Raw genomic sequence first — 15,098 nt, forward strand, 5'->3', positions numbered from 1 at the left:
GCCGGCCACCGTTTCGCCGGAGTCGCCGACACCGGCCCTCCCCAGGGCGTAGACCTGAGGACATGAGCAGCACCTACCGCGATCGTGAGGATGCCGGCCACCCGCTTCGGCTACCTGCTCTACCCGCTCGCCCTGCTCGTCTGGGCGCCCCGCGCTGGCCGGACAGCCGGCCACCGTTTCGCCGGAGTCGCCGACACCGGCCCTCCCCAGGGCGTAGACCTGAGGACATGAGCAGCACCTACCGCGATCGTGAGGATGCCGGCCGACAGCTCGCCGAACGGCTGACCGGCCTGGTCGGAGAACCCGACGTCATCGTGCTGGGGCTGGTCCGGGGCGGCGTGCCGGTGGCCCGGGTGATCGCCGACCGGCTCGGCGCGCCCCTGGACGTCCTGGTGGTCCGCAAGCTCGGCATGCCCTGGGCGCCCGAGGTCGCTTTCGGCGCACTCGGCCCCGGCGGGGTCCGGGTGCTCAACGACGTGGTCGCCGCCCGGCTCGGCCCCGACGACGTCGCGACGTGCAACGCCGGGAACAAGCCGAACTGGAACGGCGGGAGGCCCGCTACCGGGCCGGCCGGCCACCGCTGGACCTCACCGGCCGGACCGCCGTGATCGTCGACGACGGGCTGGCCACCGGCGCGACGGCCCGGGCCGCCGTCCAGGTCGCCCGCCATCTCGGCGCCCGCCGGGTCGTCGTCGCGGTGCCGGTCGGCTCCCAGGAGGCGTACGAGATGCTGGCCGCCGAGGCCGACCAGGTGATCTGCGCCCAGCGCCCGCCGGAGTTCGGCGCGGTCGGCGCGTACTACGAGGACTTCCACGAGGTCTCCGACGACGAGGTCAGCGAGGCGCTGATCGCCACCGCCTGAACCTCGCGTCGACCGGGTACGGTCGAGCGATGCAGCTCACCTGTCCCAAGTGTCACGGAGACATGCGCCAGTACGAGCGCAGCGGAGTCGTCATTGACCAGTGCACCGAGTGCCGGGGGATCTTCCTCGACCGCGGTGAACTCGAGAAGCTGTTCGAGGCCGAGGCGAACTGGAACCAGCAGCACGCCGCCCCGGCACCCGGGCAGCCCGCGGGCCACGGCCCCGCCCAGCCCGGCCACGTCGCCGGCGGGTACGCCCCGCCTCCGCCGCCGCCCCCGCACCAGCCGGGCTACCCGGCCGTGCCGCCCCCGCCGCCGCACGCGCCGGCCTACCCGCCGCAGCCGGCATACGGCCACAGCGGGCACCAGCAGCAGCACCACGGCTACCACGGGCACTACAAGCGCAAGAAGCACAAGAGCTTCCTCGACGAGATGTTCGGCTGACCGCCACCGGGGCCGGGGCACCCGCCCCGGCCCTTCCGCCCTGCCGATCCGGGCGGCCCGTGGCAGGCTCCCCCTCATGAGGTCGATCGCGCAGCACGAGGCGCTCGCTCAGGCGTACGAGGGGATCACCGCCGTGGTCGCCGGGCGGGACGACGCCGACCTGCAACGACCCACCCGCTGCCGGGGCTGGCTCGTCGCCGACCTGCTCTTCCACGTGCTCTGCGACGCCCAGCGCGCCCTGGTCGCCCTGGCCAGCCCCGCCGACAGGCCGCCCGACGTGGACGACGTCAGCTACTGGCGGTCCTTCCCGCCCGGCGGGGACGGCGACGCCGCCGCCCGGCACGCCTGGTGGGCCCGCCGCTCCGCCGCCGCCTTCGACCGCCCCAGCGGAGTGGTCCGGCTCTGGTCCGACACCGCCCCCGCCGCCGTGCGTGCCGCCACGGCAGCCGACCCGGCCGGCTGCGTCAGCACCCAGGGGCACGTGCTGCGCGTACCCGATTTCCTGGCCACGCTGACCACCGAGGCCGTCATCCACCACCTGGACCTGGTGCTCGACCTGCCCGACGCGCCGTCGCCCGGGCCGCTCGCCTGCCGCGTCGCGGTGACCACGGTCGAGGGGCTGCTCAGCGACGACGCGGTCCGCCCGAGCGACTGGGACGACGCCGAGTACCTGCTCAAGGCCGCCGGCCGCGAGCCGCTCACCGACCGGGACCGCGCCGAGCTGGGCGAGGCCGCCGGCTGGTTCCCGCTGCTCGGCTGAACCGCCGCCGTCAGCCCGGCATCGGGCGGGCGTTGTCACCGTGCCGGTCGCCCGCTGGGCGACGGGTCAGACGATCGCCATGTCGACGAAGCGGGAGAGGTGCAGTTGGGCGGCGACAGTGATGCTGTCGGTGGGCCCGTTTCGATGCTTGGCGACGATGAAGTCCGCCTCGCCGGCGCGGGGCGACTCCTTGTCGTAGTAGTCGTCGCGGTGCAGCAGGATGACGACGTCGGCATCCTGCTCGATCGATCCCGACTCACGCAGGTCGGACAGCTGGGGGCGCTTGTCGGTCCGCTGCTCGGGGCCACGGTTCAGCTGGCTCACCGCGATCACCGGGCACTCGACCTCCTTGGCCAGCAGCTTCAGGCCACGCGAGAGGTCCGCGACCTCCTGCTGGCGGCTCTCGGTCCGCTTCGGTGAGGTCATCAGCTGGAGATAGTCGACCACGATCATCTTGAGGTCGTGCTTCTGCTTGAGCCGGCGCGCCTTCGCCCGGATCTCCATCAGGTTCATGCTCGGCGTGTCGTCGACGAAGAGCGGGGCCTCGCTGATCTCCCCCATGCAGCGGGCGAGCTTGGTCCAGTCGTCGTCGGAGAGCTGGCCGCTGCGGAGCACGTGCAGCGGAACCCGCGCCTCGGCCGAGAGCAGTCGCATGACGATCTCGACCTTGCTCATTTCCAGCGAGAAGATCGCCGCCGCCTGATTGGCGCGGATGGCCGCATTTCGGGCAAAGTCCATACTGGCGGTCGATTTACCCAAACCAGGCCTGCCGGCCACGATGATGAGTTGCCCCGGGTGCAGGCCGTTGAGCAGCCGGTCCAGGTCGGTGAAGCCGGTCGGCACGCCGGTCATCACCCCGCCCTGCGCCCCGACCGCCTCGATCTCGTCGAGCGTCGGCTGGAGCATGTCGGCCAGCACCGCGAAGTCCTCGCTGACCCGGCGCTCGGTCACCTCGTAGACGGCCTGCTGGGCGAGGTCGACGATGTCGTCGACGTCCCGGCTGCCGCCGTTGGCGGTGCCGTAGCCGAGCTGCACGATGCGGGTGCCGGCCTCGACCAGCCGGCGCAGCACCGCCCGCTCGCCGACGATCCGGGCGTAGTACGCCGCGTTCGCGGCGGTGGGCACGCTGGCGATGAGGGTGTGCAGGTAGGGCGCGCCGCCCACCCGGGCCAGGTCACCGGAGTCGGCCAGGGCCGCCGCGACGGTGATCGGGTCGGCCGGCTCGCCCCGACCGTAGATGTCGAGGATCGCGTCGAAGATGGTGGCGTGCACCGGCCGGTAGAAGTCGTTCGTCTTGAGGATCTCGACGACGTCGGCGATGGCGTCCTTGGACAGCAGCATGCCGCCGAGGACGCACTGCTCCGCGGCGACGTCCTGGGGTGGGGTCTTGTCGAACTGCCCGTCGCGCTGCGCGGGGGCGGGCGGCTGCCCGCCGGCCCGGGGCTCCGCCCGCATGTCGTCGGTGACCGACACGGATCCCCCTCCACTGCGTCGGGTCGATACCAGCTCTACCGGCCGGGTGCGACAACTTCCGATCGACCCGGCCGGTCGATCGGGGGCGATCGCGCGACCGGTCGGTGCCCCACGATACGGAACCCGAGGTCAGACCCCAACCAGGCCGGTGGACGAGCCTCGGGACAACCTGTGGATGGAGTGGACGAGCGTGTGCGCAGCGTGTGCACAGGTTGTGGAAAACCGGTGGGGAATTCTGGGCCGATCGGCTCTGACCTGCGGAAACATCGTCCCCACCCTGTGGACGGATATTTTCCGGTAAGGCTTTGGGTTCGGATTTCCCGTACTATCTGCTGGGAACGGCTACACCTGGACAGCGGATTGCGCTTTCGGTTGAGAAGGGTCACGCTCCGGCCGTGAGTTACCGGGACTGGGAGCGCGGGGAGGGCAGCCCGCGCGAGCGTCAGCCGGTCGCCCCGTGGGACGACTTCGGCGAGCCCGTCCCGGCCGATCCGTACCGGTACGCGGCCGAGGGCTACCGCACTCCCAGCCGACGGCGGGCCGTCGAGCGCGGCCAGCAGGAGCCGGTCGACGCCTACCTGCCGCGCTGGGCTGTGGAGTCGGGCATCGCGCACGCCGACGGCCGGGGCCGGCACGCCGCGCCGGACGACGACGAGTACGACGACCGCCCGATCTCCGGGGGCGGGCGGCGCAGCGAGCGCAGTTGGGGCGAGCCCCGGGCGATCAGTGCCGCGGCCGACTCCGACCACACCCGGGAGTGGACCTTCGACCGTCCGCAGGAGCAGGGGTACGTCGGCAGCCGGCGCGCCGACTCCGTGGAGGACGAGCCGGTCTCCGGCGCCGCGCCGACGCCGCGTCCGCGCCGGTCGGCGTCGCGCCGTCCCCAGGTGATCTGGTCGGGTGTCGAGGAGTCCGACGAGGAGTCGGGCGCGGCGCGCGGGAGGTGGAGCGGCCGACCCGGCGCAGCCGGCGGGCCTCGGCCGACGCCTGGTCCCGCCCGGCGGTCGACCCGTGGAGCCGCGCCGAGCCGGTGGCGGAGCCGGAACCGGAGTACCGGCCGGCGGTGGACCCGTGGGACGCCTCCGGGGTGCACGCCTGGCAGCGCTCGGGTCCCGAGGACCGCTGGGACGCCGCCGGTGAGGCCGCCCGGTGGGATCAGAGCGACAGCACCGGCCAGTGGGACCGGTTCACCGACACCGGCCAGTGGGACCGTGGCGACCTGGCCCGGCGGGACCGGCACGAGGAGCCGAGCCGGTGGGAGGACCGCACCGACGTCGGCCGCTGGGACCGTACCGAGCCGCCCCGGTCGGCGGAGCCGGTGACCGGTGAGGGTTGGTCGTGGCCGGAGCAGCCGGACGGGTTCTGGTCCGGCACGCGGCTGGCCGGGGACGATCCGCGGTGGATGGACCCGCCGTCGTCGGCGCCCCGGTCGCCGGCGATCGCCTACACCGCGCCGCGGCCGCGCCCGTCTCCCCGTCGTCGGCTGGAGCCGGTCGCGCCGGTCGCCGCGCCGTCGTGGCGTGACCGGATCGATTCGGTCGGCGGTGGGGTGTGGAACCGCCGCCTGGAGGACGACCTGCTGGACCCGGATCCGGGTGGTCCACTGCGTCCGCTGCTCTACACCGCCGCCTGCTATCTGGTGCCGGCGGCGCTGGTCTTCGGGTGGCTGCTGACCCTGGACGGCCAGGCGCCGGCGGGGTGCGTGACGGACATCAGCGGCGGCGGCTGCGACTCGCCGCGCGCGCACGCCTTCGCGTCGCTGGTGGCCGGGGCGCCACGCTTCGGGCTGGCGCTGGTGAGCAGCCTCGTCGTCGCGGGGCTGCTGCGCCGGGTGGGCACGACCTGGCGGTCGGCGACGGTGGCGCTGGCCGCGGCGGTGGTCGGCGGGGGCCTGTCCACCGTCATGATCAGCGCGGTGACCGGTCAGCCGATCGGCTGAGCTGGCCAGTCGCAACAAGGGCATGCGAAAGGGCCCGCACCGGAGTCCGGTGCGGGCCCTTTCGTCGTGCGGTGGGTGTCAGCCCTGAACGACGTTGAGGTCGAACTTGGCGGTCACCTCGGGGTGCAGCTTGATCCGCACCGGGTAGGAGCCGGTCGACTTGATGTGACCGGGCAGCTCCAGCCGACGACGGTCGAGGGTCGGGCCGCCGGCCGCCTTGACGGCGTCGACGATCTCGGCCGGGGTGACCGAGCCGAAGAGCCGACCACCGTCACCGGCGCGGGCCTTCAGGTTGACCTTCAGACCCTCGAGCTGGTCCTTGACCTCGTTGGCGTGGCCGAGGTCGCGGATCTCGCGGGCCGAGCGGGCCCGCTTGATGACCGTGACCTGCTTCTCCGCACCCTTGGTCCAGCTGATCGCGAAGCCCTGCGGCAGCAGGTAGTTACGGCCGTAGCCGTTCTTGACCTCGACGATGTCGCCGGGGGCACCGAGACCGGAAACTTCCTGGGTCAGAATGATCTTCATGTCGGTGCCTCCTCTCAGCGGGCCGTGGCGGTGTACGGCAGGAGCGCCATCTCACGGGCGTTCTTGACCGCACGGGCGATCTGCCGCTGCTGCTGCGAGGTCACGCCGGTCACCCGCCGAGCGCGGATCTTGCCGCGGTCGGAGATGAACTTGCGCAGCAGCGCGGTGTCCTTGTAGTCGATATAGGTGATCCCGTCCTTGTCGAGCGGGTTCACCTTCTTCTTCGGCTTGCGAAGTGCCGCAGCCTTGGCCATTGCTCGTGCTCCTGGTTTGCGATCGCGGGCGCTCGGCGCCATTAGAACGGGGGCTCCTCGTCGAAGTTTCCGCCGCCCGAACCGGAGCGCGACGGAGACGGCGCGGCCGAAGCCCAGGGGTCGTCGAAGTTGCCTCCGCCGCCACCCTGGCCACCACCGCCACCAGAACCGAAGCCACCGCCGCCGCCACCCGAGCGCGACATCTTCTGCACCTTCGCCGTGGCGTAGCGCAGCGACGGGCCGATCTCGTCGACCTCGAGCTCGATGACGGTGCGCTTCTCACCCTCGCGGGTCTCGTACGACCGCTGGCGCAGCCGACCCGAGACGATCACGCGGGCGCCCCGCTGGAGCGACTCGGCGACGTGCTCCGCCGCCTGCCGCCACACGGTGCAGGCCAGGAAGAGCGGCTCGCCGTCCTTCCATTCGCCGGAGGCCTTGTCCATGAACCGGGGCGTCGAAGCGACCCGGAACTTGGCGACCGCCGCACCGGACGGGGTGAACCGCAACTCGGGGTCATCGGTCAGGTTGCCGATGACCGTGATGGTGGTGTCTCCTGCCATGACCATCTCCTCGCGCACTCATCGTTCTGCCGTACAGGCTCTCAGAGCCGTGCGACAGTGGCGATGAGGCTGATCCGGGCGAACCGGGATTTGAATGCTTAGCGCATCTCCGGCCGGATGACCTTGGTGCGCAGCACGGACTCGTTGAGCCGCAGCTGACGGTCCAGCTCGGCCACCGCCTCCGGCGTCGCCTGCAGGTCGATGACGGCGTAGATGCCTTCGGCCTTCTTGTTGATCTCGTACGCGAGGCGCCGGCGGCCCCACACGTCGGTCTTCTCCACCGAGCCACCCGCGGTCCGAATCACGTTCAGGTACGTGTCGAGCGACGGGGCGACGGTGCGCTCCTCGAGGCTGGGGTCGAGGATCACCATGACTTCGTAATGACGCAAGACGTGCTCACCTCCTGTGGGCTATGCGGCCACGGTCCTTCCGTGGCAGGAGGTCGTGCGTCGCTGCCGCTTCCGGGATCGGGGGAACCCGGCCGGACGCGGACAACCGGACCAGGATACCCGGTCCGGACGATCATGCCCGGGCAGGTCGGACCGGCCGGCCGGGCGCGGCGACAGGGGCCCGCCCCGACGCCCGAAGGCCGGTGGCGGACCCCTGTCCACATGGACCGCGGGGCGTCCCGTCCGCATTCCTTGGGTGGGACCTGGGGAGGAACGACCACACCGATGAGGTTGGATCGAAGACGCCCCGCGGAGCTCTTTCCTGTTGTTATCCGACGGTACAACGGCTCTCGTCACTAGTTGGTGGAAATACCACTATTAGTCCGAGATTCCTGTCGGTGGTCGGCGGACCAGGTCGGGCGGGTTCCGCCCCCGACGTGCCGGGCCGCACGACGGGGGTGACCCCGCATCGGGATCGACCGCGGTGCCCCTGGCCAGATCGGCCGGAAGAGCCCGGCATCGATCCCACCGGGGTAAACGAACGCCCGGCCCGACGGTGACGCGAGCGGGCGCATCCGGTGCCCCGACTCCCCGCCTCCGTCACCCCGGGCGTCGGGGATGCGACGTAGGCTCGCCTGCATGCGTATCGGAGCCCACGTCGATCAGGCCGACCCGTTGGCGGAGGCGGCCGCCCGTTCCGCCGAGGCGGTGCAGTTCTTCCTCTCCGACCCGCAGGGTTGGAAGGCCCCGAAACCCCGCGAGGACGCGGCCGGGCTGCGCGCCGCCGAGTGGACCTCTACGTCCACGCCCCGTACGTGATCAACGTGGCCACCCTGAACAACCGGATCCGGATCCCCAGCCGCAAGCTGCTGCTCGGGCACGCGGCGGCGGCGGCGGAGATCGGCGCCCAGGGGCTGATCGTGCACGGCGGGCACGTCAACGCCGGTGACGACCTCGCCGTCGGCTTCGACAACTGGCGCAAGACCTTCGCGTACGCGGCGGACTCCGGCGGCTTCCCGGTACCGGTGCTGATCGAGAACACCGCCGGCGGTGACAACGCCTGCGCCCGACGGCTCGACGCGCTGGCCCGGCTCTGGGACGCCGTCGGCGACCACGAGGTCGGCTTCTGCCTGGACACCTGCCACGCGTACGCGGGCGGCGAGGAACTGCTCGACCTGGTCGACCGGGTGAAGGCGATCACCGGTCGGATCGACCTGGTCCACGCCAACAACTCCAAGGGCGGCTTCAACTCCGGGCAGGACCGGCACGACAACCTCGACGGCGGCACCATCGACCCGGACCTGGTGGTCGCGGTGATCCGCGCCGCCGGCGCGCCGGTGATCGTGGAGACGCCCGGCGGGGCCGCGGGCCAGGGGGCGGACATCGCCTTCCTGCGGGACAAGCTCGGCACGGGGGCCTGACCCGGATGACCACGAACGCGACCGGCGGCGCCCAGCCGACCGGGCAGACCGACGGGCCCGACGCGCAGGGCAGCACGCCTCCGGGCGCCACTGGTGAAGACGGCGCCGCCAACGCGACGGCCAGCACGGACGCCACGAAGACGTCGGGAACGGGCGACGCCACCGACCCGAAGTCCACGACCACGGACACCGCGAGGACCGCGACCGGTCACGCCGGAACGGGCGAACCCGCCGGCGCGAAACCCACGACCACCGGCGACGGCGAAAAGGACGACCACGCCGAGGCCGCGACCACGGACACCGCGAAGACCGCGACCGGCGACACCGGCCAGGACGACCCCGCCGACGCGAAGGCCGCGACCACGGACACCGCCAGGACCAGCACCGGCGACGGCGGAAAAGACGACGCCACCGACGCCGAAGCCGCGGACACCGCGAAGGCCACCACCGGCGACGCCGGAAAGGACGAGGCCACCGACGCCAAGGCTGGGAGCGACGGCGAGGAGAAGAAGGACGGCGACGGAGAGCCGCGGGACCGCTGGTCGGCGTTCGCTCCGGCGCCCGACCCGGTGCCGGGACGTCCCCGCCGCGCGGCGCGCGCCGTCGGTCGGCTCCTGGTCCACGAGTGGACACTGGCCACCCTGGCCGCGCTGGCCCTCGCCGTCGGCATGACCTGGCCGACGCTGCGCTACCCGCTCTACACCTTGCCGCAGGACTACTGGGACCCGAGCCTGCAGGCCTGGCAGATGGCCTGGTCGGGGCACGCCCTGCGGACCGAGCCGGCCCAGTTGTTCCACTCCAACACGTTCTTCCCGGAGCAGTGGAGCTTCGCCTTCTCCGACATGCTGCTCGGCTACGCCCCGGTCGGCATGATCGGCACCGGGCCCGAGGCGGCCGTGCTGCGCTACAACATCATGTTCGTGCTGGCCCACGCGCTGGCCACGCTCGGGGCGTACGCGCTGGCCCGGCAGCTGGGAGCGGGCCGCGCGGGGGCCGCGGTGGCCGGGGTCAGCTACACGTACGCCCCGTGGCTGCTCGCCCAGGCGGGGCACCTGCACATCGTCTCCAACGGCGGTATCCCGCTGGCGCTGGCCATGCTGGCCCGAGGTCACGGCTGGTCGCTGCGGTACGGCTACCGCCCGGAACGGCGGCACGAGGGCTGGACGTACACCGGGTGGCTGGTGGCGGCCTGGCAGCTCAGCCTGGGCTTCGGGATCGGCCTGCCGTTCGCGTACGTCCTGGCCGGCATCGTGCTGGTCGCGGCCACGATCTGGTTCCTGCGGCGCTGGGTGGTCCGGCCGGTGAAGCGTCCGTTCGGCACCCGACTGTTCGTCGCGGACCTGGTCGGCGGGCTGATCTTCGCCGGCGTGGGCGCGCTGCTGGCCATCCCGTACTTCAAGGTCGCGGAGCTGCACCCCAACGCGGCGCGCACGCTCGGCGACATCGGGGTCTACTCGCCGCCGGCGCTGGGCTTCTTCACCGCCCCGGCGGAGTCCCGGGTCTGGGGCGAGCTGCACGAGGCGGCACGGGCGACGCTGCCCTGGCACCCCGAGATGACGCTGCTGCCCGGTTTCGTGCTCTACGCGCTGGCCGCGGGGGGCCTGTTCTTCTCGGTCTGGAAGGTGCGGCAGCGGCTGCTGCTGCTCGCCGGGGTGCTGGTCACCATGGTGCTGGCCATGGGCACCCGGTTCTTCGACGGCACCTTCACCTACGGCCTGCTCTTCGAGCACCTGCCGGGCTGGAACGGCCTGCGTACCCCGGGGCGGATGATGCTCTGGACGACGCTGCTGCTCGGCCTGCTCGCGGCCGGTGCGGTGAGCGCCTTCGCCGACCGGGTCGGCGAGATCGCCGCCGAGCGTGGCCCGTACCGGCCGTCGCCGTGGCTGCGGGTGGCCATGGTGGTGCCGGTGCTGCTCGTCCTGCTGGAGGGGTTGAACGTCACTCCGCACCCGGTGGTCCCGGAGCAGCCGGTGGCGATGCGGACCGTGGACGGCCCGATGCTGGTGCTGCCGAGCAGTCAGAACCTCGACCAACCGGTGATGCTCTGGTCCACCAGCACCTTCCCGGACCTGGTCAACGGCGGCAGTGGCTTCACCCCCACCCAGCTCGACGAGGTGCGCCGGGTGACGCTGGCCTTCCCCGACCAGACCAGCGTCGACTACCTGCGCACGCTCGGCGTCCGCAACGTGGTGCTGCTGCGCGACCAGATCGTCGGCACCCCGTGGGAGGTCACCGTCAACGCGCCGGTCGACCAGCTCGGCATCACCCGCGAGGAGGTCGGCGACGCCGTGGTGTTCCGTCTCTGAGCGCGGCTCGGGGTGGGTTTTCGGGGGAGCCCGGCCGGCTCCGGGCGGTCAGGCTTGATCCCTGCGCCGGCCGGGCTCCCCCGAAAACCTGACTACCCGAGGCCGTCTTGGACTTGCGCGTCGTCAGGTGGGGACGGTGGTCGAAAGAGGCTGCGGAGAGCGGGCGGCGGTGTGGCGGTCGGCTAGCCAGGGGGCGTCGGGGGCGCCGTCGAGGACGCCGCCGTCGGGGTCGTCGGCGTAGGTGCGCCGCACCGCGTCGCGTTCGGGGCGCAGGATGTCCCGGATCACCAGCACGCAGAGCAGCACGACCGTGCCCAGCCGGAGCGTCGAGGCCAGCACGAACACGCCCTCGGGGAAGACCGGCCGGCTGGTCGCCGCGCCGAGCAGCTCGCCGTAGAAGGCGGCGAAGTAGCAGAGCTCGGCGAGCTGCCAGGCGAGGAAGGCGCCCCAGCGCGGGCGGGCCAGTACCGCCAGCGGCAGCAGCCAGAGCACGAACTGCTGCGACCAGACCTTGCTGAAGATCAGGAACGCGGCGACCACCAGGAAGGCGAGCTGGGCCAGCCGGGGCCGGCGGGGGGCCAGCAGCGCCAGCGCGGCCACGCCGAGGCAGGCCAGGATGAACAGGGCGTACGACAGGGTGTTGAGCGTCGGGATGTGCGTGTTCAACCACTGGAACGGCCCCTGGTCGCCGGCCACGCCGGTGTTCACCTTGCCGTCGAAGTACCGCCCGATGTACCAGAGCGTGCCCCAGTCGATGGGTCGCGTGTCGTTCAACTCGAAGAAGCGGTACCAGTTCTCCCGGTACGGGATCGCCACCGGCAGGTTGACCGCCAACAGCACCACCACCGCGGTGCCGATGGCGGTCAGCGCGGCGCGTACCCGGGCGGCCCGCAGCGCGAGCAGCAGGATGGGCCAGAACAGGAACAGCGGCCACAGCTTGGCGGCGCCGCCGAGGCCGAGCAGCAGCCCGGCGAGCGCGGCCGGCGTCGGGCCCATGCGGCCAGGCCGAAGGCGGCCAGCCCGATGGCGAGGAAGTCCCAGTTGACCGTGGCGGTGAGCAGCAGCGCCGGGGCCAGCGCGAACAGCGCGGCGTCCCAGGGTCGTCGGCGGCGCAGGGCGAGGATCACCGCGACGGTGGCGACCGCCAGCGCGCCGAGCGTCAGCGCGTTGAGGTTGTAGAACCACTGGCCCTGGTTGAGCTGCGGGTCGTCGACGCCCAGGCTGTGCACCGGCAGGCCGAGCGCGCCCATGAAGTAGCCGGTGAGCACCGGGTACTCGACCGGGTGGTCCCGGTAGGGGACCTTGCCCTCGTTGAGCCCCTCCGCGTAGTAGAGGGCGAGCACGTCGGTGTAGCAGAGCCGGGTGTACTGCACGTTGTTCTGCCAGGCTCCGTCCTGGCAGGGCGACTTCTGCACCCAGTGCAGCGCCAGGGTGAGGCAGGCGAGCGCGAGGACGATCCGCGCGGCGGTCCAGAAGCGCCGTTCCCGGCCGGCGGGCCGGTCCAGCGCGACCGCGTGGTCGCCGAGCGGGCCGCCGATCAGCTCGGAGGCGCCTCGGACGAAACCGTCCGACCGGGACGGGTGGTCGCTGGTCCCGGCGTCGTCGAGGCCGGCCGTCGACTGGGTGCTCATGAAGAGGCATCCTGCCGTACGCCCGGGGTCGCCGTCCCGTCCCGCGGCGCCCCAACCCGAAAATCAGCGCGCGAAACGCTCGTGGAAAGGCAACGGCGGCCGGACCCGGGGTCCGGCGCGTCGACGGTGTCACGGGTGGTTACTCCCGGAGGCGAGGTGACAGGGTCGGCAGCAGACCGCCGCCGTTCCCGCCGTTGCCGCCACCGGGTCCGCGGGGATCGGTCGGCGTGCTCGGGCCCTGGTTTCCGCCGTTAGGTTCCTGCGGGCAGAACAGGCCGAGCGGTCCACAGTCCTGCGGCTGGCCCGGGACGGGCGGCGGAGGCGGCGGCGGAGTGCCGTTGCCGGCTTCCTTGTCGCCCATGTTCGCGGCCGGCGGGAAGTCCAACTTCTCCTCGCCCTTGAGCGAGTCGTCCATCACCCGCTCCCAGATGTCACCGGGCATGAGGGAACCGCTGATGTTCCGGCCGTCCTTCATCTTGATGGCCTCCCGCTTGCCCTTGTTGCCCACCCAGACGGCGGTGGCGAGCTGCGGGGTGTAGCCGATCATCCAGGCGTCACCGTTCTCGTTGGTGCCCTCCTTGAGCTCCCACGTACCGGTCTTGGCGGTCGCCTTCCGGCCGCCGTCCAGCACGTGGTTGACCTTGGCCGGGTAGTCCTCGAGCACGTTGGTGACGTCGGCGACCACGTTGGGGTCGATCCGCTTCTGCGGCTTGAGCTGCTCGCCGCCGAGCTTCTCCCACTTGCCGGTGTCCTTGTTCTGCTTCTCCGCGGAGACCAGGAAGTGGGCCTTGTTGTAGACGCCCTTGTTGGCGAAGGTCGCGATGCCGTTGGCGTGGTCGAGCACGGTGATGGGGTACTGGCCGTAGGCGACCACGTGGTAGAAGGGGTCGGGCGCCAGGTCCTTGGGGTCTTCCTTGGTGAGGTCGTGCCCCTTCGGCGGGTTGGTGTTGGTCTGCCACATCATGCTGACGCCGGCCTTCTTGGCCATGCCGACGATCTTGTCCGGACCGATGTCGAGGCTGACGTGGTAGAAGGGCACGTTCAGCGACTTGAGGGTCGATTCCCGCAGCGTGCAGGAGTCGCCGCAGCTGGGGTTGTCGGTGCCGGCGTTGCTGACCCGGAACTTGACGCCGTCGGGGGTGAAGGCCTTGCCCTTCCAGCGCGACTCGACGGACTTGCCCGCCTCGATGGCCGCCGCCAACGTGTAGATCTTGAAGCTCGAACCCGGCGAGTGCCCACCGGTGACGTTGCCGTTCGCGTCGGTGTTCTTGCCGGCGTAGTCGGTGCCCGTGCCGTCGTCACCGCCGTAGTAGCCGAGCACCCGGCCGTTACGCGGGTCGATCGACACCACCGCCGCCATCAGGTTCTTCCGCGCCCCGTCCAGCTCGGAACCCTTGGTGCTGCGCTGGGCCGCGCCGGTGATCGCATTCTGGACCTTCATGTCGATGGTGGTCCGGATCCGGTACCCGCCCTGCTTCAGCATGAGCGAGCAGAGCGGCTTGCGATCCGTCGCCTCGGCCTCGTTGTCGGTGCAGAGCTTCTTCTCCCGCATCTCCGGCACGAGGTAGTTGACGACGTTGCCGATCGGGTTGTTGACCCCGAACTTCTGACCGGCCCTCGACTCCTTCGGCGTCTGCAGCGTCTTGGTGGGATACGCGGTGGGACGCGGCGGGTGGTTCGGCGAGTCGATCCAACCCTCGCTGGCCATGTTGTTGATGACGTAGTCCCACCGCGCCTTGGCGTCCGTCGGGTTGACCGCCGGGTCGTACCCCTTGTGACCCCCAGGGGTGAGGCTCGGCTCCGGCTGCTTGATCAACGCCGCCAGCACGGCGGCCTCCGCCACGTCGACCTTGGAGACGGACTTGCCGAAGTAGGCCTGCGCGGCCGCCTCGATGCCGTACGCGTTCCGGCCGAAGTAGATGGTGTTCAGGTAGTGCTCCATGATCTGTTCCTTGGTGAACTGATCATTGAGCTTGGAGGCGACGATCGCCTCCTTCACCTTCCGGGCGTACGAGTCGTCCTGGAGGTTCTCGTAGGCGTTGCGGGCGTACTGCTGGGTGATCGTCGAGGCGCCCTGCTTGTCACCGCCGCTGAGGTTGTTCCAGGCGGCCCGGGCGATGCCCTTGTAGTCCACACCCGAGTGGCGGTAGAAGTTCTTGTCCTCGGCGGCGGCCACCGCGTCCCGCATGTGCTGCGGAATCTGGTTGATCGAGACGAAGGTCCGGTTCTGCTCACCCACCTTGGCGATGGGCGTCTTGTTGTCGGCGGCGTAGATCGTGGTGGCCAACGGCAGGTTGATCTGGTTGGGCAGCACCACGTTGGTCGAGTAGTAGGTGAACCCGATCACGCCGATGCCGGCGAGCATGATGAAGACCGCGAAGCCCGCGATCAGCATGTTGACCCGCTTGCGCTTCTTCGCCCGGGCCACCGCGTCCGGATCGCCGGGCCCGTGTCCGCCACCGCGGCCGCCGCGTCCCGGGCCGTTGGGGCCGCCCGGACCGCCCGGGGCCACCGCCGGAGACGGGCGCCACGCCC

General features: G+C 71.5%; 11 protein-coding genes and 3 pseudogenes. 7 read left to right on the forward strand and 7 right to left on the reverse strand.

What is annotated here, in order from left to right:
- Window positions 1–90 precede the first annotated feature (90 nt).
- The 4 genes and pseudogenes from JNW89_RS10730 (at window position 91) to JNW89_RS10745 (ending at window position 2,065) form a co-directional block, all read left to right on the forward strand.
- On the forward strand, window positions 91–231 hold the full coding sequence (locus JNW89_RS10730) for a hypothetical protein (protein ID WP_238448779.1): 141 nt from the start codon (window positions 91–93) through the stop codon (window positions 229–231).
- A pseudogene (locus JNW89_RS10735) lies at window positions 228–862 on the forward strand (phosphoribosyltransferase). Before JNW89_RS10730 ends, JNW89_RS10735 begins: the two are co-directional and overlap by 4 nt.
- Window positions 863–891: 29 nt before the next feature.
- Window positions 892–1,305 carry a zf-TFIIB domain-containing protein gene (locus JNW89_RS10740; protein ID WP_179802403.1) on the forward strand — a complete coding sequence of 138 codons (414 nt, stop codon included), beginning with the start codon at window positions 892–894 and terminating at the stop codon, window positions 1,303–1,305.
- 76 nt (window positions 1,306–1,381) lie between these two features.
- Window positions 1,382–2,065: a maleylpyruvate isomerase N-terminal domain-containing protein gene (locus JNW89_RS10745; RefSeq protein WP_238448780.1), complete on the forward strand. Its 684-nt coding sequence runs from the start codon at window positions 1,382–1,384 to the stop codon at window positions 2,063–2,065.
- A 66-nt stretch (window positions 2,066–2,131) separates the two neighbouring features.
- Here JNW89_RS10745 and dnaB read toward each other — a convergent pair whose 3' ends face one another.
- Window positions 2,132–3,538 (reverse strand): replicative DNA helicase, encoded by a 1,407-nt coding sequence (gene dnaB, locus JNW89_RS10750; protein WP_238448781.1) that lies wholly within the window; start codon window positions 3,536–3,538, stop codon window positions 2,132–2,134.
- Window positions 3,539–4,481: 943 nt separating this feature from the next.
- Here dnaB and JNW89_RS10755 point away from each other — a divergent pair.
- Entirely contained in the window at window positions 4,482–5,477 is a 996-nt protein-coding gene (locus tag JNW89_RS10755) for a hypothetical protein (RefSeq protein WP_238448782.1), read from the forward strand.
- Between the two features lie 78 nt (window positions 5,478–5,555).
- Here JNW89_RS10755 and rplI read toward each other — a convergent pair whose 3' ends face one another.
- From rplI to rpsF, 4 genes are all read right to left on the reverse strand, one after another.
- Window positions 5,556–6,002, reverse strand: a complete 447-nt coding sequence (gene rplI, locus JNW89_RS10760) for a 50S ribosomal protein L9 (RefSeq protein WP_179802406.1) — start codon at window positions 6,000–6,002, stop codon at window positions 5,556–5,558.
- Between the two features lie 14 nt (window positions 6,003–6,016).
- Complete coding sequence (gene rpsR, locus JNW89_RS10765; RefSeq protein ID WP_007073789.1) at window positions 6,017–6,256, reverse strand: 30S ribosomal protein S18; 240 nt, start codon at window positions 6,254–6,256, stop codon at window positions 6,017–6,019.
- A gap of 41 nt (window positions 6,257–6,297) precedes the next feature.
- Window positions 6,298–6,834: a single-stranded DNA-binding protein gene (locus JNW89_RS10770; protein ID WP_179802407.1), complete on the reverse strand. Its 537-nt coding sequence runs from the start codon at window positions 6,832–6,834 to the stop codon at window positions 6,298–6,300.
- 80 nt (window positions 6,835–6,914) lie between these two features.
- Window positions 6,915–7,205, reverse strand: a complete 291-nt coding sequence (rpsF, locus tag JNW89_RS10775; protein WP_120328341.1) for a 30S ribosomal protein S6 — start codon at window positions 7,203–7,205, stop codon at window positions 6,915–6,917.
- Between the two features lie 639 nt (window positions 7,206–7,844).
- Between rpsF and JNW89_RS10780 the strand changes: the two are divergent.
- Window positions 7,845–8,626 (forward strand): annotated as a pseudogene (locus JNW89_RS10780) (deoxyribonuclease IV).
- Window positions 8,627–8,631: 5 nt separating this feature from the next.
- Window positions 8,632–10,932, forward strand: a complete 2,301-nt coding sequence (locus JNW89_RS10785) for a hypothetical protein (RefSeq protein WP_238448783.1) — start codon at window positions 8,632–8,634, stop codon at window positions 10,930–10,932.
- 123 nt (window positions 10,933–11,055) lie between these two features.
- Here the strand turns inward: JNW89_RS10785 and JNW89_RS10790 are convergent.
- A pseudogene (locus JNW89_RS10790) lies at window positions 11,056–12,563 on the reverse strand (glycosyltransferase family 87 protein).
- 139 nt (window positions 12,564–12,702) lie between these two features.
- On the reverse strand, window positions 12,703–15,098 hold a 2,396-nt coding region (locus JNW89_RS10795; RefSeq protein WP_238448784.1), incomplete at its 5' end, for a transglycosylase domain-containing protein.

The sequence above is a fragment of the Micromonospora sp. 4G55 genome (assembly GCF_016803375.1).

What these genes read in the sequence shown, in the direction of transcription:
- JNW89_RS10730 (WP_238448779.1), top strand. Translation starts at nt 91, where the DNA reads ATGCCGGCCACCCGCTTCGGCTACCTGCTCTACCCGCTCGCCCTGCTC.
- JNW89_RS10740 (WP_179802403.1), top strand. Translation starts at nt 892, where the DNA reads ATGCAGCTCACCTGTCCCAAGTGTCACGGAGACATGCGCCAGTACGAG.
- JNW89_RS10745 (WP_238448780.1), top strand. Translation starts at nt 1,382, where the DNA reads ATGAGGTCGATCGCGCAGCACGAGGCGCTCGCTCAGGCGTACGAGGGG.
- rplI (WP_179802406.1), bottom strand. Translation starts at nt 6,002, where the DNA reads ATGAAGATCATTCTGACCCAGGAAGTTTCCGGTCTCGGTGCCCCCGGC.
- rpsR (WP_007073789.1), bottom strand. Translation starts at nt 6,256, where the DNA reads ATGGCCAAGGCTGCGGCACTTCGCAAGCCGAAGAAGAAGGTGAACCCG.
- JNW89_RS10785 (WP_238448783.1), top strand. Translation starts at nt 8,632, where the DNA reads ATGACCACGAACGCGACCGGCGGCGCCCAGCCGACCGGGCAGACCGAC.